Genomic DNA, 24,957 nt, shown 5'->3' with positions numbered 1-24,957 from the left:
TTAGTTAGGAGGGAAATCGATGAGTAATGGACGCGTAATCCAAGTAATGGGACCGGTTGTCGATGTTTCTTTCGAAGATGGACAACTCCCTGATATCAATAACGCTTTGCACGTACATTCAGTCGCGCAAAACGAAAATGAAGTAAACATCGACCTTACATTGGAAGTTGCTCTTCACTTAGGAGACAACGCAGTCCGTACCGTAGCTATGGCATCTACAGAGGGTGTCCAGCGCGGAATGGAAGTAAATGATAAAGGCGGACCGATTTCTGTGCCGGTTGGTGAAGTGACACTTGGTCGTGTATTCAACGTACTAGGAGAAAATATCGACCTTGATGAACCATTAGGATCTGATGTACGTCGTGATCCGATTCACCGCCAGGCTCCGAAATTTGAAAATCTGGCTACAGAAACAGAAATCCTTGAAACAGGAATTAAAGTCGTCGACTTGCTTGCACCTTATGTCAAAGGTGGTAAGATCGGTTTGTTTGGTGGTGCTGGTGTTGGTAAAACGGTACTGATCCAGGAATTGATCAACAACATCGCCCAGGAGCACGGTGGTATTTCCGTATTCGCCGGTGTTGGTGAGCGTACTCGTGAAGGAAATGACTTGTATTTCGAAATGAAAGACTCCGGAGTTATTTCCCGTACCGCTATGGTATTCGGTCAGATGAATGAGCCGCCTGGAGCACGTATGCGTGTTGCGTTGACGGGTCTTACAATGGCTGAATACTTCCGTGATGAACAAGGACAGGACGTATTGTTCTTCATTGATAATATTTTCCGTTTCACACAGGGTGGTCTGGAAGTATCCGCCTTGCTTGGCCGTATGCCATCAGCTGTTGGTTACCAGCCGACCCTGGCAACGGAAATGGGGCAGTTGCAAGAGCGTATCACATCTACAGATAAGGGTTCCGTAACATCCATTCAGGCGATCTACGTCCCAGCCGATGACTATACAGACCCGGCGCCAGCGACAACATTCGCTCACTTGGATGCAACTACCAACCTGGAACGTAAGCTTTCCGAGCAGGGTATCTACCCAGCGGTAGATCCTCTGGCATCCACTTCCCGTGCTCTTGACCCTGAAATCGTGGGTCAGGAACATTATGATGTGGCTCGAGAAGTACAGCGTACACTGCAGCGTTATAAAGAGCTTCAGGATATTATCGCGATTCTTGGTATGGACGAACTATCCGATGAAGACAAGCAAACGGTTGCCCGTGCTCGTCGTATCCAGTTCTTCTTATCCCAGAATTTCCACGTTGCCGAACAGTTCACAGGACAAAAAGGTTCTTATGTACCTGTTCAGGAGACGGTCAAAGGTTTCCGGGAAATTCTGGATGGCAAGTACGATGACCTTCCGGAGGATGCTTTCCGCCTGGTCGGACGTATCGAAGATGTCGTTGAAAAAGCGAAACAGATGCAATAAGAAATTTTCTTGCCTGATTAGAATGGCAGGCGATAGGGATTATACCTTTAGCCTGCCTATCCATTTAGGGTGAGTCCAGCCCAAGGAGGGGTAATCATGAAGACACTAACGGTGAGTGTTGTCACTCCTGATGGCCCGGTTTTGGAAGATGCATTTGAAATGGTGAGCTGTAAGGCGGAAAGTGGGGAACTTGGGGTCCTTCCAGGTCATATCCCGATGGTCGCTCCTTTGACAATCAGTGCTGTCCGTCTGAAAAAAGAAGGAAGCTCCGAACGTATCGCTGTCAACGGTGGCTTTTTAGAAGTTCGTCCCGATAAAGTGACGATTCTGGCACAATCAGCAGAAAAACCTTCTGAGATTGATATAGAGCGTGCCCGAAAGGCGAAGGAGCGTGCAGAACGCCGTCTGCAAACAAAGCAGGAAGATGTTGATTTCAAACGGGCTGAAATGGCACTAAAGCGTGCTATCAACCGTTTAGATGTATTTGAAAATAACTTTTAAGAGTTGACTGCTTTCCATTAGGGAAGCAGTTTTTTATTTTGGGTTCTACAGTTTATTTTTTACAATAGGCTTATTCAACAATAGGGACGAATTGTAGAAGTCTCAGTTTCAAGTTAATAGGGATTCTTTATCTTAAAAGCGTGAGGGGTGGTTGGAAACTACTCGCTTTCCTGCGGGGGACTTGGCAAGCTTCCTCGGGCTATCGCCCTGTGGGATCTTGCCTAACTCCTTCTCCCGCGGGAGTCTCGCAGTTTCCCAACCACCCCATCCGAAGGATGAGAGAAACGAATCCCTGCGATAGATGAAGACGGCTTCCACAACTCATATGTAACCATGATGCAAGTTATTATAGGATATTATAAAAATTTTTGTGACAATCTGATAACTTTAAGGAATAATTGATAGAAAGAAAAAAATTCAGGTTCTCTATCTGTATCTAATACAGATAGAGATTTTTTTATTTAAGTTGCAGAATCACACTTTACTTGTTTTATAACAAAAGAATGATTCATGATTTCGTAGGACAACTCATAAAACTTAAACAAACATTATAAAGTAAAAAGGATTTGCTGGCAACCACGTTTGTCATGGCAGGATCATCGTATTTGTTTTACATTATAGATGGAAACAAAACAAAAGCAAAAAGTTAGTAAATACTGGATATTATCTGCCGCCTCATATCGACACTATATACAGGATTTGCTATAATGATAGCGATTACAATATTGCTAATCTTCAAAATTTTATTCGTTTGAAGGGGGAGGGGAAATGACGGATTTATTTACATATCAAAACAGTTATTTAGTGGTTGTAATCTTTCTGGCACTAGGTATCCTGCTGCCAATTGTGGCATTATCGCTCGGAAGGCTGCTTCGTCCTAATAAGCCTACAGAACAGAAACGCACCACCTATGAAAGTGGGATCGATCCATTCCAGGATGCCCGCGTACAATTCAATGCCCGTTATTATATTTTCGCATTAATGTTTGTCATTTTTGATGTGGAAACCATTTTCTTGTACCCATGGGCTGTCGCCTATGAAGAACTTGGTGTTTTCGCGTTAATTGAGATGCTTATATTTGTCGTCATGCTTTTGATCGGTTTGATCTATGCTTGGAAAAAGAAGGTGCTACGATGGATTTAAACTTAGAAAATGTTTCCCCGCAAGAAAAAGCAGAAATGGAGCGCAATGTCTTTTTGACGACTTTAGAACAAGTGAAGGCCTGGGCGAGAAGTAACTCACTCTGGCCGATGACCTTCGGGCTCGCTTGCTGTGCGATTGAAATGATGGGTGTCGGATCCTCGCATTACGATCTCGACAGGTTCGGATCGTTTTTCAGAACCTCCCCCCGTCACTCTGATGTGATGATTGTATCCGGAACGGTGACTAAAAAAATGGCACCGGTATTACGGCGCTTATATGATCAAATGCCGGAACCAAAATATGTGATTGCTATGGGATCCTGCGCTACGGCTGGAGGCCCATATATCAAATCCTATGCAGTTGTGAAAGGAGTCGACCAAATCGTCCCAGTCGATGTCTATATCCCGGGATGTCCTCCGAATCCAGCTGCGCTTATTTATGGAATCAATAAACTGCAAGAGAAAATCCGCTATGAAGCCAAGACCGGAAAGCGGGTGACAAGTCAATGAGCGATGAAAAGGACTTAGAAAAAAAGAAAGCGGCCGCCGCGGCAAAAGCGAGGGCAGAAGCGCTTAGAAAGAAGAAAGAGAAGGAAGCAGAGGACCAGACTACCCCGGAAAATTCTGAAGCGTCTGAGGAACAAAAAGAAGTATCACCAGAAGATACAAGTAAGAAGGATGTTGCAGAAGATGCCGATCTTGCAAAGAAAAAAGCAGCAGCCGCCGCAAAAGCAAAAGCGGCAGCACTGGCCAAACAAAAACGAAAGCAGGAGGAAGCATCGGAATCCGAAGACCAGCCCGCTGAAGATGGTGAATTAGCAAAGAAAAAAGCAGCAGCCGCCGCGAAAGCAAAAGCAGCAGCACTGGCAAGACAAAAGCGAAAGCAGGCAGAAGCGGATTCAGATGCAGAAGCGGAAGATGAAAAAGCGAAAGCGGCAGCAAAAGCCAAGGCAGCGGCAGCCGCAAAAGCAAAAGCTGCCGCAGCAGCGAAGAAAAAGCGCGAGGGTTCTGTTGATGATGAAGCTGCTGCAGATGATGAAAAAGCGAAAGCTGTTGCAGCAGCTAAGGCGAAAGCAGCTGCAGCTAAAGCAAAGAAAAAAGCCGGTGGCAAGAAGAAAGAGGAATCGAATGAAGAAGAAAAGCCATCCCCTAACCAGCCAGTACTGGATAAGTACGTAAAAGTAATCAAAGAGCATCTTGGTGAAGATGTATTCGAGGAGACATACATTAATAGACTTTCCAAACACGTCCCGACCCTGGTAGCAAAAAGAGACACGTACTATATAATAGCTCAGTTTCTAAAATTCAATGACCAGCTCGGGTTTGATTATCTATCGGAGTTACATGGCACAGACTTTGAAACACATATGGAGGTCTATGTACATCTTTTCTCTTTACGGAATAAGCAATCGGTGGCCCTGAAAGTTAAAATCAATCGCAATCAGCCGGAAATCGAATCGCTGGTTGGCCTTTGGAAAGGTGCTAATTGGCCGGAATGTGAGGCTTATGATCTATTTGGAATCAAGTTTCTCAACCATCCTGACTTGAAACGTATCCTGCTTGGGGAGGATTGGGTAGGTCACCCGATGAGAAAAGATTACGAACCCCATGATGTGGAGGTGTAGACAATGATCAGAACAGAAGAAATGATGCTTAATGTCGGACCGCAGCATCCGAGTACACACGGTGTATTTCGTCTCGTAATCAAGGTTGACGGGGAAACTATCAAAGAAGCTACCCCTGTGATCGGTTACCTTCACCGAGGGACAGAGAAGCTGGCGGAAGATCTGCAATATACACAAATCATCCCGTATACGGACCGGATGGATTATCTTTCCGCGATGACCAACAATTATGTCATTTGTCACGCGGTAGAAACAATGATGGGTCTGGAGCTTCCTGATCATGCAGAATATTTGCGGGTATTAGCCATGGAACTAGGCCGTGTAGCCAGTCACCTGGTCTGGTTCGGTACATATTTACTGGATATAGGGGCGGTAAGCCCTTTCCTTTATGCCTTCCGCGAACGGGAAGCCATCATCAATCTTTTGAATGAACTATCTGGCGGTAGACTGACTTTCAATTATATGCGGGTAGGGGGAGTCAAATGGGACGCCCCGGACGGATGGATCGACAAGGTCCGCGACTTTGTTCCTTACATGCGTGAGCAACTGGAGGGATACCATGACCTGGTCACAGGCAACGAAATATTTTTGAACCGGGTAAAGGGAATTGGCCGTTATACGAAAGAAGACGCACTGCAATATTCGTTAAGCGGTGCTAATCTCCGGTGTACCGGGATTGAATGGGATCTGCGGAAGCATGAACCGTATTCTATTTATGACCGGTTCGACTTCGATGTTATTACGGCAGAAGAAGGAGATGCCTGGTCCCGCTATCAATGCCGGATGGGTGAAATCGAAGAATCGTTGAGAATCATCGAACAGGCGGTTGAGCAGATTCCGAATGATGGGCAGTATATGGCTAAGGTGCCTCGGATCATCAAAGCTCCTAAGGGGGAAGCATTTGTCAGGATTGAATCTCCGCGGGGAGAAATTGGCTGCTATATTGCAAGTGAAGGGAAAAAAGAACCGTACCGCTTGAAATTCAGGCGTCCATCTTTTTATAACCTGCAAATACTGCCTAAGCTTCTCGAGGGAGAGAATATGGCTAACCTGATCACCATACTTGGTGGCGTGGATATCGTCTTAGGGGAGGTGGATGGCTGATGAGCTGGATTGATGCCGTACTGCAATCTCAGCCGGGCTGGGGAAATATGGCCATCTTCTTTTCGCTTGGTCTTGCCATGCTGGGAATCGGGCTTGGGTTTGTAACCTTTGCGATTTTGGCAGAGCGGAAGGTGATGGGGTTCATGCAGCTTCGTCATGGACCGAACCGTGTCGGAGGCAGATTCGGTTTGCTGCAAAGTGTGGCGGATGTATTGAAGCTGCTTCTGAAAGAGGATACGATGCCGAAGCTTGCGGATAAACCATTATTTGTTCTCGCACCGATGATTACTTATGCACCTGCCTTTTTGGTTCTGGCGGTCATTCCATTTACACCGGCTTTCAAGTTTTCTGATATTGGTGTCGGACTGCTTTACTATATTGCGATTTCCGGTATTTCTACGATCGGGATCGTTACGGCAGGCTGGGCGTCCAACAATAAATACGCATTGATGGGTGGCATGCGTGCTGCTGCTCAGATGATTTCTTATGAAATCCCGCTGGTCATGTCGGTGGTAGGAATCATCCTGTTCACAGGCAGCCTTAACCTTTATGATATTGTCCTCTATCAAGAGAATATAGCATTCGTTTTCCTTCAGCCGGTCGCATTCGTCATTTTCCTGATTGCGGGGACAGCTGAACTGAACCGGACCCCATTCGACCTCCCGGAAGCGGAATCGGAACTGGTCGCGGGTTACCACGTGGAATACTCAGGTTTCCGTTTTGCATTTTTCATGCTGGCGGAATATGTATATCTCTTTGCTCTCTCAGCTTTGATTACCGTTTTATTCCTTGGGGGATGGAATGCCCCGATTCCAGGGTTAGGATTGAACGACATAGGTCTTGGTGCTGTATGGTTCACGATGAAGTTTATTATTGTTGTGTTTTTCTTTATGTGGCTGCGGGTGACCTTTCCGCGTCTTCGCGCAGACCAGTTGATGGAATTTGGCTGGAAAGTGCTGCTTCCGATTGCTTTGGCGAATATTTTTCTCACGGCTATCATCAAAGAGTTGTTTTTCTAAACTGTTATGGCATACCACTTGAAAGGGGGCTGAACACATGCTCGGTTTAGCGAAAGGTCTGAAATATACCCTTAAGAATATGACAAAGGAAAAAGTGACTTACCAGTATCCGGAGGAACCTATTCCGATGCCGGATCGATTCCGCGGCATACAAAAGTTTTACCCGGAAAAATGTATTGTCTGCAACCAATGTGCCAACATTTGTCCGACAGATTGTATCCAGTTGACAGGGAAAAAGCATCCGGACCCTGATAAAAAAGGGAAAGTAATCGACACCTATGACATCAATTTTGAGATCTGCATTCTTTGTGATCTCTGTACCGAGGTTTGTCCGACCGAAGCGATCGTCATGACAAACAACTTCGAGCTGGCAGAATACTCCCGGGATGATCTTTTCAAAAACCTGGAATGGCTGGATGAAAATGACCAGAACATCAGAGAGGAGAATAAAGCATGAGTGGAGAGTTATTCGCCTTTCTGGTGCTGGCCTTGCTTGCGATTTTAGGCGGTATCCTGATGTTGAATTTGACGAAAGTCATTCATATGCTGTTATCCCTAGTGCTTACCTTTCTTGCCATTGCAGGGCTATATGTAATGTTGTCTGCAGAATTCGTGGCTATTGCACAAGTATTGATTTATTCAGGCGCAGTCACAATCATTATGATTTTTGGCATCATGCTCACCCGGCATAATGATGAACAGAAGAATCAAGGCAATCTGACGAGGAATATCATAGTCGGTGCCGGGGTAGTGCTATTTTTTATAACGATGTACATTTCTATCAATCAAGTGTCATTTGGTGACCAGGCGACCGATCTGCATGTGGAAAACACGAAACAGATTGGCGTGGAACTGTACAGCAAATATGTCATTCCTTTTGAACTGATGTCAGTGGTCCTGCTCGTAGCATTAGTCGGAGCGATCATATTGGCTAAAAGGGATGACGAGGAGGAGGCGGAGCAAAAATGAGTTCCTTACCTGTAAATGCCTATCTTCTTTTAGCTTTGGTGTTGTTTTGTATCGGTTTGTTTGGTGCTTTGACGAAAAAGAATACGGTCATTGTGCTGATTTCAATTGAACTGATGCTGAATGCAGTGAATATCAATTTAGTCGCATTCAGTAAATATGGAATCAACCCAGGAATCACCGGCCAGATCTTTTCCTTATTCACGATTACAGTAGCCGCTGCGGAAGCTGCAGTAGGCCTTGCGATTCTTATCGCTCTGTACCGCAATCGTTCTACGGTGCAAATCGATGAAATGAATACAATGAAGCACTGATGATCCGTGTCGGTTCAAATGGAAACCTGGAACAGAAGGGAGTTGTGTCAGGATGTTAGAAAATGCATGGTTGATCCCTTTGTTTCCATTGCTGTCGTTCCTCCTTTTGATTTTCCTCGGAAATCAATGGAGAGAAAAAAGCAGCTTTGTAGGCATAGGTTTCACAGGGATTTCATTCGTACTATCTGTCATCGTGCTATTTGTACAAATGACAAATGGAAGCGGTGGGGCGGAGGCTGCCTGGCTGACAATCGGTTCGATTGAATTTCGTGTTGGAGTCGTCGTCAATCCATTAAACGCGCTGATGCTTGTTATCGTGTCTCTGGTCAGTTTTCTAGTACATATTTATTCAAAAAGCTATATGCACGATGATGCTCGGATTACGACTTTTTATAGCTACCTTGGATTATTCACCTTTGCCATGCTGGCTTTGGTGATTTCTCCGAATTTGCTGCAACTTTACATTTTTTGGGAGTTAGTCGGGGTAGGCTCATTCTTATTGATCGGTTTTTATTTTTATAAAGAAGAAGCGAAAGCAGCAGCTAAAAAAGCTTTCATTATGACGAGAATAGGAGATATCGGTCTGTTGATCGGGATGATTCTATTATTCTGGCAAGTTGGCAGTCTTGAATTCAATGAAATCTTCACAGCAGTTCGTGATGGGGAGGTAGCAGAAGGTCTGCTTACGCTGATTGCTATCCTTATTTTTATCGGGGCGGTCGGGAAGTCGGGTCAATTCCCGCTGCACACTTGGCTGCCGGATGCGATGGAAGGTCCGACACCGGTTTCTGCGTTGATACACGCTGCAACCATGGTAGCAGCAGGTGTATATTTAGTCGCAACCTTGTTTCCAGTGTTTGAGTCCAGTCCGGCAGCAATGACTGTAGTAGCTGTAACGGGTGGATTCACTGCGATATTTGCAGCTACGATTGGACTTGTGCAAAAGGATATTAAACGGGTGCTTGCTTATTCTACGGTTTCCCAGCTTGGCTATATGATGATGGCGCTTGGAGCCGCGGGGTATGTGGCAGGGGTTTTCCACTTGATGACCCATGCATTCTTTAAGGCCTTGCTGTTTCTGGCGGCGGGGAGTGTCATTCATGCTGTCCATACGCAAAATATCGAAAAAATGGGGGGGCTTTGGAAGAAAATGCGTATCACTGGCCCGGTGTTCCTGATTGGAACGTTGGCTATCAGTGGTGTCCCATTGTTCTCCGGGTTCTTCAGTAAAGACGAAATATTACTGGCGACCTGGTATGACGGCCGGTATGGGCTGTTCACCCTGGGGCTGATTGCTGCTTTCTTTACAGCTTTCTATATGTTCCGTTTGTTCTTCATGGTATTTACAGGCGACAGCCGGTCGACAGTTACGGAGGTGCAGGAATCACCGCGTTCCATGACCTACCCGATGATAACGCTGGCCGTTTTAGCTATTTTCTCCGGTTATATCAACACTCCGTGGTTCGGAACTTTCTTAGGGGATTGGCTTATCGGTGACAGCGAATTTCTGCCTTTTGAACATCATGAAGGTCCAGTATGGATCATGCTGGCAGCAAGCCTGATTGCTTTCGCGGGAATCGGCCTTGCTTACCTTATCTATTATAAGAAGTCATTACAGCGGGATTTTCTTACCAGTCACATGCCTAACACATACACACTGGTGTTTAACAAATACTTCATCGATGAGTTTTATCAGTACACAATCGAGTATGGTGCCCGCGCGGTCAGTTATCTTGGGAGTTTCATAGAAAAGTATATCGTGGAAGTGATTGTAGCTGCAGTAACCGGGGTGGTTAAAAGTGTGGGAAGCCTCGGGTCAAGGCTGCAATCGGGACAGGTGCAAACTTATGGGGCCGTCGCCTTCGTAGGTTTGGCCATCCTTGTCTTCCTAGTCGTTTGGACAGGGGGGTATCTATAATGGACTGGCTGACGATATTGATTTTCTCCCCTTTAATCGGGATCCTGCTATTAAGCTTACTGCAGGCGGAACAAAAGGTTACCATCAGCCTGACCGGAATTCTGGCTACGGTTTTACCATTGCTATTATCGCTGGTAGTCTACGCGCAGTTTCATGGTGGGGGAGATTTAGCTATCTCTCACCAATGGATCAGTTTTGGAAATGGACTGTTTCAGATCAATTACGAATTAGGCATCGATGGATTTTCCTTGCTGCTGTTATTGCTGGCTACAATAGTTTCTGCACTATCTGCCAGTGTCGCAGCGGCTCAAATCAAGCAAGGTTTGAAAGCATTTTTCCTTTGGTTCCTCATCCTTGAAATCGGGATGCTCGGTGTGTTTACAGCAGAAAATTTAATACTTTTCTTCATTTTCTTTGAAATTACACTTGTCCCTATGTTCTTCCTGATTGGACGGTGGGGGTTTGTCGAACGGGAGAAAGCTGCCTACAGTTTTCTTATTTATAACGGGTTAGGGTCTGCCGTTCTTTTAATCCTGTTTGCCGCTATTTTTGCCAAAACAGGGACGACCAACATCGAAGAATTAAAAACGATCATGGGGAGTGGAGATGCGGTCAGTGAAGAGTTCCGGTTCGGAAGTTTACTGGCATTATTGATCGCTTTCGGAGTAAAGCTGCCGATTGTTCCTTTGCACACCTGGATGGTACGGGTACACGTCCATGCCCCTATCGCTGTAGTAATGATTCATGCAGGTATTCTATTGAAAATAGGTGCTTATGGTTTGATAAACTTCGGCATCGGAATCTTCGGTGATCAATTCGCAAAGGTAGCTCCATTCATGGCGGTACTAGGGCTGGTCAACCTATTATATGGAGCATTTCTTGCTTTCGTACAAAACGAGCTGAAAAGTGTGTTCGCTTACTCGAGTGTTTCCCATATGGGTATTGTGCTGTTGGGAGTAGCGGCGATGAATGAAGCGGGAATCCAGGGGGCGATTTTCCAGACGTTATCACACGGTTTGATAGCCGCTTTATTGTTCCTGTTAGTCGGCGTCATATACGAACGGACACATACGACGAAATTGCGGAGCCTGGGCGGACTCGCCAAAGGCATGCCGTTAGCAGCAGGATTCTTTCTTGCAGCTGGAATGGCTTCCTTAGGTCTTCCAGGTATGAGTGGCTTTGTATCAGAGTTTATGGCTTTCCTCGGACTGTTTGAGTCGATGCCATGGCTTGCTGCTATTGGTACACTCGGAATTATAATGACTGCAGTTTACATCCTGCGTGCAGTTCTTGGGGTAACATACGGAAAAACAGTGAAATCATTTGCCGGAATGTACGATCTTACGCGAAGGGAAATGATTCCAGCAGCAGCTTTGCTGGCGCTGATTGTTTTAATCGGTATCTATCCAAACTTCATCACCCATACACTGCAATTTGCGCTGGAATCAATCATGCTTGGGATAGGAGGGTAAGCGTATGGATATGGATACATTATTAAGTTATGAATGGAGCATAATGGCACCAGAATTTACCATATTGCTTGTGGCTACTGCCCTATCCTTGATTGACTTATTTGTCAGTAAAAACGTAGACCGGAAACTTTTCGGCTGGTTCGGTATCGCTGGTATAGCGATCGCTTTGATATTCTCCTTCAGTCAAATAGGTCATGAACCTGCAATGATTTTAGCGAATACTTACAGGCTGGATGCATTTTCCTTAAGCTTTAAAATTCTTCTGTTAACAGGGTCTCTTCTAGTATTGTTGATGGGAGTGTCTTTTGAAGCGAGAGGGGAATTGACCTACAGGGGAGAATTCTATTATCTCCTGCTTACAGGGTTGCTGGGCGCGATGATGATGGCAAGCAGTGCAGACTTGATCACCTTGTTTGTCGGACTGGAGTTACTGACGATTTCTTCCTATATACTGGCTGGAACACGGAAAAAATCGAGGTATTCTAATGAAGCTGCAATGAAATACGTAATTAATGGCGGGATATCGACAGCATTTACCTTGTTTGGCATGAGTTACATTTATGGATTGACAGGCAGCACGAATCTTGCCGACATTTCCCGGGAAATATCGAATATTACCCCGGCTAACGTTCAGGTATTATTAAGCATTGCTTTCATCCTCACTTTCGTCGGGTTAGCGTTTAAAATATCGACGGTCCCTTTCCAAATGTGGGCACCGGATGTCTACCAGGGGGCACCCACCCCTGTAACCGCTTTCCTTAGTGTTGTTTCTAAAACAGCAGGTTTTATCATCATCATTCGCGTGTTGATAAGCATTTTTCCATTTACCCAGGGGTTTGAGGAGAATACCTCCCTGCTGCATTCGTTGATGATTTTCCTGAGTGTGCTTGCGGGTATGACGATGATCGTCGGAAATACAATTGCCTTGAAACAGCGTAATATCAAGCGATTGTTTGCCTATTCAAGTATTGCACATGCCGGATACCTGCTGGTGCCGTTTGTGGCATTCTCTGAATTGATGTTCGAAAGCATGTGGTTTTACTTAGTGGCCTACTTACTGATGAACATTGGCGCCTTTGCCATCATCCAGGTGATGACAGAACATAGCGATTCGGAAGATGTCTCTATTTTCGCCGGTCTTTACTATCGCCGGCCCTGGATCGCCATCATGATGACTGTATTCCTATTATCCTTGGCGGGTATTCCGGGAACAGCGGGTTTCATCGGTAAACTTAACATTTTCATCGGAGCTCTGTTTTCTGATCCATCCAGGTATATTTTAGCAGTGGTAATGATTGGAACCACGGTAATATCCTATTTTTACTATTTTGGAATCATGGCTCAAATGTTCATGCGGCCGGCAGGAAGTGCAGCTCAGGTGCGATTACCTGTTGGAGTAACCATCACCATGGTCTTTTGTGCGGCAGGTACAATCACGTTAGGTTTATTTCCAGGACTGGTTTTGGAGTTCTTCCAAACCCAATTCAACTTTGCGGAAATGTTCTATTAAAGCCATTCAACCCCCTGGGTGTGTTATTTTTAGCATACCCGGGGGATTTTTTTATGCAGGCAGGTTTACAAAGAGGAGAATAAAGGTAGTAGTAGATTAGGATATCCGCAGGTTTGACAATTTCATTTCTCCATGTCATCTTTGGAAAGGATTATACTGAATTTGGGAAATGAAATTGAAGAGGTGTAAAAAACATGGCAGATACTTTTATGCAACAGGCGGGTCAACAAGCCCTTATCGGGATGATTTCTCACTTGATTTTCATCATTATTACCTGGAGGGTCCTCCAGGCGATAAAAGTAGAAGGCTGGATACGCAGAGACCATGTATTTGAAGTGAGAGTATTGATGATGCTGGTGACAATTACAATTGGTACTACCGTCAGCAATTTCTTCCTCGACTTCCTGCAATGGTCCCAGCAATTGATCCATCTTTTTTAATTGTCGTGAAATGTTGAAATATGTACAGTATGTAACACCCTCTCCTTGGAAACAATGAAAATAGTAATCTATCAAGGAGAGGATTGTTACGATGAGAAGTTTGTTGATCATCCTGGTTGCCGTATTGATGCTTAGTACTGATTTAGAAACTTTCGCTGGGGTCAAAAACAAAGAAGAACTGCCTTTGGGTGTGATTGCTGCTCAATTACAATCCCAGGGGATCGAGGTGGATGGATGGGAAGTAATCGCGAAGGAATCCTTTTCACGTCAGCATCTCGACAGAATCAAAAGTTTAGTGGAAGCAGAGCTGCCACAAGCTCAATGGCAGCAAACTTCTGATCGTAACAGTGAGAAGTACTCGATCGTCTACCCTCAGAAAGCGGCCGGTATTACCGAAACGTTTATTATGGTTGTCCCAAAGAAACACCGCCATTATATTGAAGTCATTTATAAAATAACCGGGACAGGCTGGGGGGAAGCGAGTGAGCATTATTTGAGCAATGATTTTCTTGTTGAAAAAGATCGTATATTCTCGGAAAATGTCGCTATTTTCTCTTGTGCTGAAGCAGAAATTAATGGTATTATTGATGATGTTTTAGTGTATAAAAATTTAGAACAAGCCCTAGACATAAAAACAATCGAAATGATAGATGAAACAGACTTTAAAAGTATTTCCGGATATACACCAGAGTGGGAGCAGACGATCCCCCTGCCAGCGGGTGCTATGAACGTTCAATTTGCTGTCCGCAAAGGTTTGGGCGCAAAGACAAACATTACGATAGGCACACCAATTATCACGTCTGAATATTAATAATAATGAATATGGACTCGGAGGAGAATGAACCGTGGAAAAAATCATCGTCCGTGGTGGGAGGCAGCTGAATGGTACCGTTAAAGTTGAAGGTGCCAAGAATGCCGTACTGCCTGTCATCGCAGCAAGTATAATTGCAAGTGAAGGAAAAAGTGTCCTTCATGAAGTTCCAGCATTAGCTGATGTAGTTACCATAAATGAAGTTTTACGTAATATCAATGCAGATGTAAGCTTTGAAAACAATACAGTAACCGTAGATGCTTCTGGCGAAATAAAAACAGAAGCCCCATTTGAATTTGTACGCAAAATGCGCGCTTCTGTGCTTGTACTGGGACCACTTTTAGCCCGCTATGGTCATGCTAAGGTCGCTATGCCAGGTGGTTGTGCTATCGGCTCCCGCCCAATCGATCAGCATTTAAAAGGCTTTGAAGCCATGGGTGCCAGTGTAAATGTCGGCAATGGCTTCGTTGAAGTGAACGCAGACGGCCGTTTGAAAGGTGCCAAGATTTACATGGATGTACCAAGTGTCGGCGCTACGGAGAATATCATGATGGCTGCCGCACTCGCTGATGGAAAGACAATTTTGGAAAATTGTGCGAAAGAACCAGAAATCGTCGACCTGGCTAACTTCTTGAATAAGATGGGAGCTAAAATCGTCGGTGCTGGTACAGAAACGATCCGTATCACCGGAGTGGATAAGCTTAGTGGTGCTGAACATACCATTATTCCAGACCGGATTGAAGCAGGTACTTTCATGGTAGCAGCGGCTATCACGAAAGGCAATGTACTTGTGCAGGGAGCGGAAGCGGAACACTTGCGTTCCCTTGTTTCTAAAATGCAGGAAATGGGAGTCATCATCGAAGAAGAGCACGATGGCTTGCGTGTTATTGGTCCGAACCATTTAAAGGCAGTAGATATCAAAACCCAGCCTCACCCTGGCTTCCCGACAGATATGCAGTCACAGATCATGGCATTGATGCTTTCTGCTAAAGGTACCAGTGTGATCACGGAAACTGTCTTTGAAAACAGGTTTATGCATGTAGAAGAGTTCCGCCGCATGAACGCTAAGATGAAGATTGAAGGACGCAGTGTCATTATCGAAGGCCCATCTGATTTACAAGGGGCTGAGGTAGCAGCTACAGACCTGCGGGCAGGCGCAGCATTGATTCTCGCTGGACTTGTAGCAGACGGCTACACACGGGTCACAGAATTGAAGCACTTGGATCGTGGTTATGTCGATTTTGCTGATAAGCTCGCAAAGCTTGGCGCGGATATCGAACGTATCAACGATAACCCGGCTGGTGAACAGGAGCCGGTGGATGACTCTGTGAAGGCTACTTCATAAGAACAATAAATACAAAAGCTTATCTTGCCTCTATAGGCAGGGTAAGCTTTTTTTGTTCACTTCTGCTAAAAAGGGTTCTATCATATCCTTTTTCTGTATAAGTATTTACTAGAGACATCTATTAACGTTCTAGCAGGAGGGCATGGGATGAAAAATTGGAAACGGCCAGGTTTACTCACTTTTTTATTTTTAGTAGGTATGATTCTTATCATTCCCGCAGTAATCGTCATACCTTTTATTGATTCAGGCAATGAACAGCGCATCACAGAGCAGCAGCCGGAAGACACTACCCCAATGATAGAAATTCCGGATGATCTATCTCCTTTCAGCATCAATGTCCTTAGAACAAATACCAATCAAGTGGAAGAAGTCCCTCTTGAGCAGTATGTTGCACGGGTAGTAGCCTCGGAAATGCCGGCGAATTTCGAAAAAGAGGCGTTGAAGGCACAAGCGTTAGCGGCAAGGACTTACATTGTCCAGCACTATTCGAACGGAGAAAACATCTCGGAACAGGCGGACGTCACCGATACTGTCGATCATCAGGTATATAAGAACGATGCCGAATTAAGAAAACAGTGGAAAGGCGAATATACTGCGAACATGAGTAAAATCAACCAGGCAGTAAAAGAAACTGCCGGTGAAATCATTACGTACGAACAAAAACCGATTTTTGCAGCCTTCTTCTCCACGAGTAATGGCTATACAGAAAACTCGGAAGATTACTGGAAAAATGCCTTTCCTTATTTAAAAAGTGTAGAAAGCCCATGGGATAAACAGTCACCGAAATTCCTGGATCAAAAGGTGCTTTCGGTCCAGGAAGTGGAAGCGAAGCTCGGGGTCACTTTTCCTGCAGATGTCACTGCCTCCCGGATCAATTTGACAGAAGGGAACAGGGTGAGCAGCATCGAAGTAGGGGGCAAGAAGTTTTCAGGAAGAGAAATCCGGGAAAAACTTGGTCTCCGGTCCAGTGATTTTTCCATTGATCAGAAAGATGGCCATCTGATTTTTACAACGAAAGGTTATGGCCATGGTGTGGGTATGAGCCAGTATGGCGCGAACGGAATGGCGAAACAAGGTAGCAATTATAAAGAAATCGTCCAGCATTACTACCAGGGAGCAAAAGTAACGAAATTGGATCAGTTGAATTCCCTGCAAGCCATGATCAACCCGAATCAATAATAAAAAGCAGATAACGTTCTCTGGCTGGCGATATTACATCGTCAGCCTTTTCGCTTACAAAGCAGAAGTCTCTTAGTATTCGGTTCACCACTTGTTAAAATATGTACAAAACACACTTCCACGACTGATAAGCCATAATATTTTATCGGCTCCGATATTAAATAATAAAGTTAAGGGAGATTGGAAACGCGAGACTCCTGCTAAGTAAGTACGAGTCGAGCCCCCGCACCGAAGTGAGGTGGCTTGACCGTACGTCCGCGGAAAGCGAGTCGTTTCCAACCTCCCTTCCCACACGTTATATAACGGAGTCCTTTGGGTATTTAACAGAATTTTCTTCCAGTTTATCAAAATTTTTTCTTTTGGATGTATAAGTCTCTCATTTTTTGCTCAGAATGGTTGCTGAGGTGATGAACAAATGAGAGACGAAGAAAAAAAGAGCGTCACAAAACTTAAGTTCCGACGCTTGTTAGGCAAGAAGTGGGTGTATCCGGCAATCTATTTATCGATTGCAGCTCTGGTGTTAGCTGGGGTGCTTTGGTATCAACAACGTGGGGAAGAAGTTGATTTGGCCAATGATCCGAATGTAAACGATGAAGTGATTACAGAAGATCCATTCGGTGACGAAGATGCTGTACCGGTCATGGAATCAGGAGAAGAGATGGCGATGCCGGTCGCTGAGGAAGAAAATTCTCAAATTGTAACCAAGTTCTATGACTACGATGCTTCAGAGGAAGACCAGGAAAACGCACTTGTATTGTATAACAATAAGTATTATCAAAGTACAGGTGTCGACATCACAAAAAATGATGAAAAATTCGACGTGACAGCAGCTCTAAGTGGTACAGTGACGGAAGTAAAAGAAGATCCGCTTTATGGCAATGTCGTTCAACTGGATCATGGTCAGGAAGTTACTACGGTCTATGCCAGTCTTGATGAAGTCCAAGTTGAAGCTGGTACTGAAATCAAGCAAGGCGCTGTTCTTGGTACCGCCGGCCGTAACATCTTCGGACAGGCAAGTGGAGTCCATGTACACTTTGAAGTCCGCAAAGACGGGGAAGCACTTAACCCTGAATCATTCTTCGGCAAACCTTTAAGTGAATTGGAAAAACAAAAAGAAGCCGATGAATCTAAGCAGACAGAAGAAACTGAAAAAGCTGAAGACAAGGATGCAGCTGGTGAAGAAGAACAAAATAAAGATGTAAGTGAAGAGGAAACTGGAGAACTTGAGCCTGGAGCAGAAGAAGAAGCCCCAGGTGAAGGTGACAAAGAAACAGGCGTTGAAGAAGAGCCTGGTATGGATGAAAATGCCGAATCCTCCATTTCCATGACACAAACCTGAGAAAAGTCGCGCGTCCAGCGCGGCTTTTTTTATTTTGCGCATCGTTTGGAATAATATGCATGGTTTTCCTTTAAATATTCCTCCTGGATATCTGCAGAAGGACTTCAATCCTTTATACTTAGGACTTGTCGCCTTGTTTTTCATACATATTCCTGACTGCTGACTAATAAGATGTAATTAACCGAGCATTCGGTAGCATCCGAGGTGAACGTTACGATCCTAGAAACGAAAAGCTTTCGGTCAACTGCTTTTTCATAAAAAACATACCCCAAGTGAATCAACTTGTCTCATTGCACACCTTGGATAGTCAACCATAGGAGGCGAGTGATGTGCATGACTACATCAAAGAGAGGACCATCAAGATAGGGGAATACATTGTGGAAACGAAAAAAACAGTGCGAGTGATCGCAAAGGAATTCGGCGTGTCAAAAAGTACTGTCCATAAGGATTTGACGGAACGGCTCCCAGAGTTGAATCCGGAAATGGCTGTACAAGTAAAAAAGATCCTCGACTACCATAAGGAAATCCGCCATCTCCGTGGTGGGGAAGCCACGAAACGGAAGTACCAGATGAAAATTCAGACAGAATCCAGTCAGCCTGTGCAGCCCTCTCAATAATTTTGTAAAATGATCCTCCCTTGTATAATTTCCTCGAATTTTGGAAAGTTTTTTCATTAGAGGTGCGACGATGGTCGTACTTTTATGATAGAATATAACATTAGATGCATGAAGTTTTCGGACGGATGCGAGAAAAGTCTTGTTTTGAACAGGGAGGATCTACTAAACATGCTAGCTAGAGATATCGGAATTGATCTTGGTACTGCGAATGTGCTGATTCATGTGCGCGGAAAGGGAATCGTCCTGGATGAGCCTTCTGTAGTCGCAATGGATCGGACAACTGGTAAAGTTCTGGAAGTAGGAGAGGATGCCCGACGGATGGTCGGTCGTACCCCGGGAAATATAGAGGCGATCCGCCCGCTGAAAGATGGCGTGATTGCGGACTTTGACGTGACAGAAGCGATGTTGAAACATTTCATAGACAAAATCAATGTGCGTGGCTTTTTATCGAAGCCTCGCATGTTGATATGCTGTCCGACGAATATCACAAAGGTCGAACAAAAAGCGATCAGAGAAGCGGCGGAGAAATCAGGGGCAAAAAGAGTGTACCTGGAAGAAGAGCCAAAAATCGCTGCGATCGGTGCAGGTATGGAAATATTCCAGCCAAGCGGCAATATGGTCGTCGATATCGGCGGGGGGACAACAGATGTTGCTGTTCTTTCCATGGGAGATATCGTCACGGCTTCCTCGATCAAAATGGCAGGGGATAAATTCGACCAGGAAATCCTCAGTTATATCAAAAAAGAGTACAAGCTGTTAATTGGTGAACGGACAGCTGAAGAGATCAAAATCAGTGTAGCCACCGTATTTCCTGATGGACGCGATGAAGAAATCGACATACGTGGCCGGGATATGGTATCCGGGCTTCCGAGGACAATCACTGTCCGTTCTCCTGAAATCGAAAAAGCGCTCCGTGAATCGGTGCAGGTCATCGTCCAGGCGGCCAAATCGGTTTTGGAGCGCACGCCTCCTGAATTGTCAGCAGATATCATCGACCGCGGTATTATCATCACTGGGGGCGGGGCGTTGATCCATGGTATCGACAAGCTGCTGGCAGAAGAACTGAAGGTTCCGGTATTAGTAGCGGAACAGCCGATGAACTGTGTCGCTAAAGGTACAGGCATCATGTTAGAAAACATCGATAAAATTGCTAAAAATAAAATCAGAAGATAATCCAGTTCAAAGGAGCGATTCCCTTGCTGAGAGGATTCTATACTGCTGCTTCCGGTATGATTGCCCAGCAGCGACGTCAAGAAGCATTGTCGAATAATATGGCGAACGTTAACACACCTGGCTACAAATCCGACCAGGGTGTCATGCGTGCTTTTCCAGAGCTGTTGATGCAGCGGGTAGAAGCGAAAGGCTTTCCATCAGGCAGGGGATTGCATGTTCCTGTGGATCAAAAAATCGGAACGTTGAACACGGGTGCATATCTGCAGGAAACCATTCCTGATTTTGCTCAGGGTGATATCCGTGAGACAGGGATTGGAACGGATATGGCTCTCATCAATGGCACCCTCCCGGACGAGATGGGTTCTGTCTATTTTACCGTGCAGAGTGATGAGGGGGACGCCCGTTATACACGAAATGGCAATTTCACCGTGGATGGACACGGCTACCTGGTGACCCAGGAAGGTGCATATGTACTGGATAATGCCGGGGATCGAATTGCAGTGGACGGATTGGAATTCCAGGTTTCTTCCGAAGGTACTGTGTCCCCCGCAGGAGGGAATATTCCGTTGGGGATTTCCTATATTGCTGATTCACGAAGCCTGGTCAAAGAAGGCAGCACTACTTTCCGTTTGGACGAAGGGGAAGCCCTGGATGCCAGGCAGGTGGCTGGCGTTAATTTTTCCGTTCAGCAGCACCACCTCGAACGTTCCAATGTAGATGCGGGTAAAACGATGGTAGAAATGATGAATACATATCGTAATTTCGAAATGAATCAACGTGTCTTGAAAGCTTATGACCAAAGTATGGACAAGGCTGTCAACGATATCGGCAGGTTGAGATAAAGGGGGCGTAAGCATGTCCGGAACGATGATACAGGCGGCAATTACGATGGGACAGCTGCAGCAGAAGCTGGACCTGATAGGTAACAATCTGGCGAACAGTAATACGCCAGGCTATAAAAGTCGTAATGCTGAATTTTCTTCCCTGCTTTACCAGCAGATTAATAACCTTGAGGAAAATGATCCTGCGCCCTCGCGAGTGACTCCTGCAGGTATCCGAAGCGGTTCAGGGGCGAAATTGGGTACGGTGACCATGGATGTAACAAAAGGCTCGCTCCAAGTGACGGATCGAAGTCTCGATGCAGCCTTAATAACGGATAATCACCTGTTTCAAATAGAAGTACCGACAGACCAGGGGACAGAGGTCCGTTATACACGGGCGGGAAATTTTTATTTGAACCCTGCAGCCAATGGCCAATTGATGCTGACGGATACCAACGGCGCTCCGGTCCTTGGGGAAGACGGTCCAATTTTTCTGGAAAAAGGTTTTAATGGATTGACGATCGGTAAAAATGGTACGATTACAGTAGAGAGAGATGAAGGACAAGCAGTCGAAGCCCGTCTGGCAATCGTAGAGGCTGTTCGCCCACATATGCTCGAAGCGGAGGGCAACAATACGTTCCGGGTGCCTGCCGGGCAGGTGACGGAAGAAATCATTCAGTCAGTGGATGAGGAAAACGTACAGATAAAAAGCGGGGCTCTCGAATCTTCTAATGTCGATTTGTCAAAACAGATGACGGATATGCTGATGGTACAACGGGCCTATCAATTCAACGGCCAATCTATATCCTTGAGTGACCAGATGAGTGGATTGGTCAATCAACTGAGATCTTAACTGTAAGGAGCTACACAACTATGTCAACAAACCCTACCGGTCAGAAACAGCCGACGACCAGAAAACAATATAAACATACATCAGAAGAACCTAAAGCAATCAAAGAAACGAAGGACAAGCCAGGGGCTGATAAGCAGGTACGCTCGAACAAAGAAAAGCCGCCGCGTCGCAGGATTTTTCCGATATGGCTGCGCCTGATTGTCATCACGATCTTGTGTGCTGTCGCATTGATTATCGGGTTGATGGTAGGTTATAGTGTGCTGGGTGACGGCCAGCCTTTGGATGTATTGAAGATCGAGACGTGGGAACACATATGGAATATCGCAACAAAAACAAAATGACACGATACGAAACCCGAACAGCATAAAGCTGAAGCGGGTTTTTTATTTTAGCATAGCACACCCCGGGACATCCAGATAATGGATGTCCCGGGGTGTGCTATTGCATTTCAAAGCGTTTTCCGAGAGGTGTTTTGTGGAACTAGAATAAAACCAGTTACAAAAGGGGGTCAGATTTTGCAAACGGACGTATTCGTAGCAGGTGGAGGAGTCGGAGGACTTGCGCTCGCCGTCAAACTGGCAAGCCGTGGCGTCCGGGTCACGGTCGCCGAACAGTTGAAAAATGAATCGCCTTTATACAAAGGAGAACTCCTCCAGCCAAAAACGATCGCCATATTAGATCAGTTAGCCGTGCTGCCGGAAGTACTAGAGCACGGTCATAAAATTGAAACTCTGGCGTTCCAGGAAGTGAATGTGAATGCCGGTGCCGCCCCTGAGGAAATCGAGAGCACGTGCATGAGCTATAACCGCATTGCGAGCAACTATAACTATGCCATTATGATTCCGCATGAAAAAATCAAAGAGATTTTAAAAAGTAAAGGCAGCCACTATGAAGATTATTTCGAGTATTTGCCGGGTGCCCGTTTTCTTGGTTTTGAAAATGGACAAGCGCAAATCAAGTATGATAAACAAACCTGTGCTGTCACGGCAGATGTCTATATCGGTGCGGAAGGACGCAGCTCGCCAACTCGACAGGCGATGCAGGTGGACATAAATCGTAAAGATTATAACCATCACTTTTTAACGGTGACAATTCCGCGTCCGGAGTCATTTCAGGAAGGGAAAATCGTAACGAGCCGAACAGCTTTCCTTGGCATGTTTCCCCTCCCCGACAATCAAATACGAACGGTGTATATGATACCGGCAGGTGAATATAAAGCAATCAAACAAAACGGTCTCGAGCATGTATATGAAGCGTACGGTCAACTGGAACCCAGGCTGAAAGAAGATGTCCGCGCCATCAAGAGTTGGAAACAGATTCAGCTGATGGTGCCGTACACCTACCATGTCTCCAGGTACGTAAGCGGCAATCTTGCGCTGCTTGGAGATGCAGCCCACACTGTTCACCCGATGGCCGGGGAAGGGATGAACCTCGCCATTCAGGATGCCGACGTGCTGGGGGAACTGCTCAGCTGGTGCAAAGAACAACAGAAGTCCTACCATGCCTGCCTTCCTTATTATGAACAGGTACGGAGACCGAGGGTTGAATTTTTATTGAAATTGAGCCATTTATCAGCGCTTGTTTATTCGTATCCTTACCGATGGTGGCGTAAGATCAGGATGCAGGCAGTGAACCGGATGTTTGAAGATGACAGGCTCCATGTCAAACAAATGCTGAATACTTCGGGCCTTGGGATGTGGAATTTTTCTATTGTAGATCGGGCAATACAAGGCAGTGTATTGCCGGTCCGGAAAAAGAAGGTTTCAAACAATCGGCAGAAACGATATATCTTTGATGAAAATGATGATTATCCATGGAAACAAAAGGATAACCGGAAGGGGAGAATGGAATGAATGAATGGACGATTGCCATGCAGGCACGCAAATGGATGAAGAAAAATGAATCATTCTTATATAGCTGGCATGCTTATGTAGGATCAGAGCTAGGGTTGTTCGATGAATTCAAGGAACCGGCGACAGTGGAGGAAGCAGCTTCACGGACAGGTTATCCGGAGGATCTGCTTGAATCCTGGGTGCAGGTCGGAGTGGAACTGAAACATTTGAAGCAAAAGGAAAACGATAAATTCCGGACCTCAAAAAAACGATGCAGTGCGCTGATGTCAGATTATGGTTCTCCCGGGGTAGCGGCATTGCTGAAAGAAATGATGGAATTGCATTTACCGACGTTACTTGCCTATCCTCATATCATGCGTTCAAAGGAACGAGCGTCATTCGATCATGAAGAATATGGAGGGATTGTCGCCGAGACTTCCGCTCTGCTGGAGCACTTTGCCATTCGTAAAATCAAACGGAAAGTACGCGAACAAAAAATTGAAACGATCGTTGACCTCGGTTGCGGTCATGGCGGCTACTTAAGGAAACTTGCTGATCACTTCCCGGATATCCAGATGATCGGTGTCGATATCAATGAAAAAGTAATTGAAAGCGCACGCCTGCAATCAAAAGATTACCCAAATCTTACGTTTGAAGTGGGAGATTTCGAAGAATGGGAACCGAAACAGGGGAAGGTCGATATGATTCTGCTCCATAACGTTTTCCACTATATCCATCCCGATGAACGCAGCAGGCTGCTTGAAAAGATCAATCACAATTTGGATGAAGATGGTGTGGTTTCTGTGATTACACCGCTCGGTGGTACCGAACACGGCAAAGCGTTTTCTTCCGCCTTCAACAGTTTCTTTGTTGCTCATTCCAATTTATTTGCTTTGCCAAAACAATCCGACCTTGATTCCATCTTTTCAAAAGGCGACTTTGACATGTTCGATCTCGACCCAATCATCAAAGAAGGATCCTGGTTTACCTTTTGGCTGACACCAAAGTCAGCAGAAAAAGTAAAGACTGATGCTGAACAAGCTGAAATCCAGGAGCACCAGGAAGCCCCTGCCAAATCAGCATCCTCCAATTGATGTGTACTACGGCAGCGGCCAGTTGCCCTCCCTGCTTTTCTCATAAATGCCTTATTCAATGATATGATCGAAAAGTCGAAGACTTGATTTCGAGATATTAGTTGTGAGGAAGGGGCGTTGGGGAACGAGTCGCTTTCCACGGGCGTTCACTGAGCCTCCTCGAGCTGACGCTCTGTGGGGTCTCACCTGGAACTCTTTTCCCGTAGGAGTCTCCCCGTTCCCCCACGCCCCTTGCCATAGGAATTTCTCGAAATCCCCATTATGGAATCGTTCTATAATGTTGAAAGATTTTGGCTATTTTATAAACTTTATAAATCCCTTATGATGAAGGTTTTTATTGTACACTTTTCTTTTTTGGAAAGGACCGTTTATTGCAAAATTGGCTGGATGGGTAGGGAAACGGCGAGACTCCCGCGGGAGAAGGGGCTAGGCGAGATCCCGCAGGGCTTT

Annotated in this window: 25 protein-coding genes; all 25 read left to right on the top strand. The window is 45.5% G+C overall.

Annotated elements, in window-relative coordinates; genetic code table 11:
• Positions 1–19 precede the first annotated feature (19 nt).
• The 25 genes from atpD to P855_RS0113590 all read left to right on the top strand — a co-directional run bounded on the left by atpD (position 20) and on the right by P855_RS0113590 (position 24,507).
• Positions 20–1,432, top strand: coding sequence for a F0F1 ATP synthase subunit beta (atpD, locus tag P855_RS0113710; RefSeq protein ID WP_028784100.1), 1,413 nt, complete (start codon positions 20–22; stop codon positions 1,430–1,432).
• A gap of 96 nt (positions 1,433–1,528) precedes the next feature.
• Positions 1,529–1,933, top strand: a complete 405-nt coding sequence (locus P855_RS0113705) for a F0F1 ATP synthase subunit epsilon (RefSeq protein ID WP_028784099.1) — start codon at positions 1,529–1,531, stop codon at positions 1,931–1,933.
• Between the two features lie 768 nt (positions 1,934–2,701).
• A complete protein-coding gene (locus P855_RS0113700; protein ID WP_028784098.1) occupies positions 2,702–3,076 on the top strand; it encodes an NADH-quinone oxidoreductase subunit A in 375 nt (124 codons plus the stop codon).
• Positions 3,067–3,585 carry a NuoB/complex I 20 kDa subunit family protein gene (locus P855_RS0113695; RefSeq protein WP_028784097.1) on the top strand — a complete coding sequence of 173 codons (519 nt, stop codon included), beginning with the start codon at positions 3,067–3,069 and terminating at the stop codon, positions 3,583–3,585. Before P855_RS0113700 ends, P855_RS0113695 begins: the two co-directional genes overlap by 10 nt.
• A complete protein-coding gene (locus P855_RS0113690) occupies positions 3,582–4,700 on the top strand; it encodes an NADH-quinone oxidoreductase subunit C (protein WP_028784096.1) in 1,119 nt (372 codons plus the stop codon). Before P855_RS0113695 ends, P855_RS0113690 begins: the two co-directional genes overlap by 4 nt.
• A 3-nt stretch (positions 4,701–4,703) precedes the next feature.
• Positions 4,704–5,804 carry an NADH-quinone oxidoreductase subunit D gene (locus tag P855_RS0113685; protein WP_028784095.1) on the top strand — a complete coding sequence of 367 codons (1,101 nt, stop codon included), beginning with the start codon at positions 4,704–4,706 and terminating at the stop codon, positions 5,802–5,804.
• Positions 5,804–6,823, top strand: a complete 1,020-nt coding sequence (gene nuoH, locus P855_RS0113680) for an NADH-quinone oxidoreductase subunit NuoH (protein WP_037986073.1) — start codon at positions 5,804–5,806, stop codon at positions 6,821–6,823. Before P855_RS0113685 ends, nuoH begins: the two co-directional genes overlap by 1 nt.
• 37 nt (positions 6,824–6,860) lie before the next feature.
• Positions 6,861–7,280 (top strand): NADH-quinone oxidoreductase subunit NuoI, encoded by a 420-nt coding sequence (nuoI, locus tag P855_RS0113675; protein WP_028784093.1) that lies wholly within the window; start codon positions 6,861–6,863, stop codon positions 7,278–7,280.
• Positions 7,277–7,792 (top strand): NADH-quinone oxidoreductase subunit J, encoded by a 516-nt coding sequence (locus P855_RS0113670; RefSeq protein ID WP_028784092.1) that lies wholly within the window; start codon positions 7,277–7,279, stop codon positions 7,790–7,792. The genes nuoI and P855_RS0113670 overlap by 4 nt, the downstream gene beginning before the upstream one ends.
• Entirely contained in the window at positions 7,789–8,103 is a 315-nt protein-coding gene (nuoK, locus tag P855_RS0113665; RefSeq protein WP_028784091.1) for an NADH-quinone oxidoreductase subunit NuoK, read from the top strand. The genes P855_RS0113670 and nuoK overlap by 4 nt, the downstream gene beginning before the upstream one ends.
• Positions 8,104–8,155: 52 nt before the next feature.
• Positions 8,156–10,021 (top strand): NADH-quinone oxidoreductase subunit L, encoded by a 1,866-nt coding sequence (nuoL, locus tag P855_RS0113660; RefSeq protein ID WP_028784090.1) that lies wholly within the window; start codon positions 8,156–8,158, stop codon positions 10,019–10,021.
• Entirely contained in the window at positions 10,021–11,493 is a 1,473-nt protein-coding gene (locus P855_RS0113655; protein WP_028784089.1) for a complex I subunit 4 family protein, read from the top strand. The genes nuoL and P855_RS0113655 overlap by 1 nt, the downstream gene beginning before the upstream one ends.
• Before the next feature lie 4 nt (positions 11,494–11,497).
• On the top strand, positions 11,498–13,003 hold the full coding sequence (gene nuoN, locus P855_RS0113650) for an NADH-quinone oxidoreductase subunit NuoN (protein WP_028784088.1): 1,506 nt from the start codon (positions 11,498–11,500) through the stop codon (positions 13,001–13,003).
• Positions 13,004–13,197: 194 nt separating this feature from the next.
• Positions 13,198–13,443 carry a DUF1146 family protein gene (locus P855_RS0113645; protein ID WP_028784087.1) on the top strand — a complete coding sequence of 82 codons (246 nt, stop codon included), beginning with the start codon at positions 13,198–13,200 and terminating at the stop codon, positions 13,441–13,443.
• Positions 13,444–13,534: 91 nt separating this feature from the next.
• Positions 13,535–14,254 carry a YwmB family TATA-box binding protein gene (locus P855_RS21555; protein WP_051353231.1) on the top strand — a complete coding sequence of 240 codons (720 nt, stop codon included), beginning with the start codon at positions 13,535–13,537 and terminating at the stop codon, positions 14,252–14,254.
• 34 nt (positions 14,255–14,288) lie between these two features.
• Positions 14,289–15,599, top strand: coding sequence for a UDP-N-acetylglucosamine 1-carboxyvinyltransferase (gene murA, locus P855_RS0113635; RefSeq protein WP_028784086.1), 1,311 nt, complete (start codon positions 14,289–14,291; stop codon positions 15,597–15,599).
• 147 nt (positions 15,600–15,746) lie between these two features.
• Positions 15,747–16,778, top strand: coding sequence for a stage II sporulation protein D (spoIID, locus tag P855_RS0113630; RefSeq protein WP_037986071.1), 1,032 nt, complete (start codon positions 15,747–15,749; stop codon positions 16,776–16,778).
• 415 nt (positions 16,779–17,193) lie between these two features.
• Positions 17,194–18,117, top strand: a complete 924-nt coding sequence (locus P855_RS0113625) for a M23 family metallopeptidase (protein ID WP_028784084.1) — start codon at positions 17,194–17,196, stop codon at positions 18,115–18,117.
• A 329-nt stretch (positions 18,118–18,446) separates the two neighbouring features.
• Positions 18,447–18,734, top strand: a complete 288-nt coding sequence (gene spoIIID / locus P855_RS0113620; RefSeq protein ID WP_028784083.1) for a sporulation transcriptional regulator SpoIIID — start codon at positions 18,447–18,449, stop codon at positions 18,732–18,734.
• Positions 18,735–18,902: 168 nt separating this feature from the next.
• The gene (locus P855_RS0113615; RefSeq protein WP_028784082.1) at positions 18,903–19,907 is read left to right on the top strand and encodes a rod shape-determining protein; all 1,005 of its coding nucleotides are present in this window, start codon (positions 18,903–18,905) and stop codon (positions 19,905–19,907) included.
• A 23-nt stretch (positions 19,908–19,930) separates the two neighbouring features.
• Entirely contained in the window at positions 19,931–20,749 is an 819-nt protein-coding gene (locus P855_RS0113610) for a flagellar hook-basal body protein (RefSeq protein ID WP_028784081.1), read from the top strand.
• Positions 20,750–20,762: 13 nt separating this feature from the next.
• A complete protein-coding gene (locus P855_RS0113605; protein WP_028784080.1) occupies positions 20,763–21,581 on the top strand; it encodes a flagellar hook-basal body protein in 819 nt (272 codons plus the stop codon).
• Positions 21,582–21,601: 20 nt separating this feature from the next.
• Entirely contained in the window at positions 21,602–21,922 is a 321-nt protein-coding gene (locus P855_RS0113600; RefSeq protein WP_028784079.1) for a DNA-directed RNA polymerase subunit beta, read from the top strand.
• A gap of 174 nt (positions 21,923–22,096) precedes the next feature.
• Positions 22,097–23,434, top strand: coding sequence for an FAD-dependent oxidoreductase (locus P855_RS0113595; RefSeq protein ID WP_028784078.1), 1,338 nt, complete (start codon positions 22,097–22,099; stop codon positions 23,432–23,434).
• On the top strand, positions 23,431–24,507 hold the full coding sequence (locus P855_RS0113590; RefSeq protein ID WP_028784077.1) for a class I SAM-dependent methyltransferase: 1,077 nt from the start codon (positions 23,431–23,433) through the stop codon (positions 24,505–24,507). Before P855_RS0113595 ends, P855_RS0113590 begins: the two co-directional genes overlap by 4 nt.
• The last annotated feature ends 450 nt before the right edge of the window (positions 24,508–24,957 follow it).

Source organism: Thalassobacillus devorans MSP14 (assembly GCF_000496835.1).
Lineage (GTDB): Bacteria > Bacillota > Bacilli > Bacillales > Halobacillaceae > Thalassobacillus > Thalassobacillus devorans_B.
This window is presented reverse-complemented; position numbering and strand designations above follow the sequence as displayed.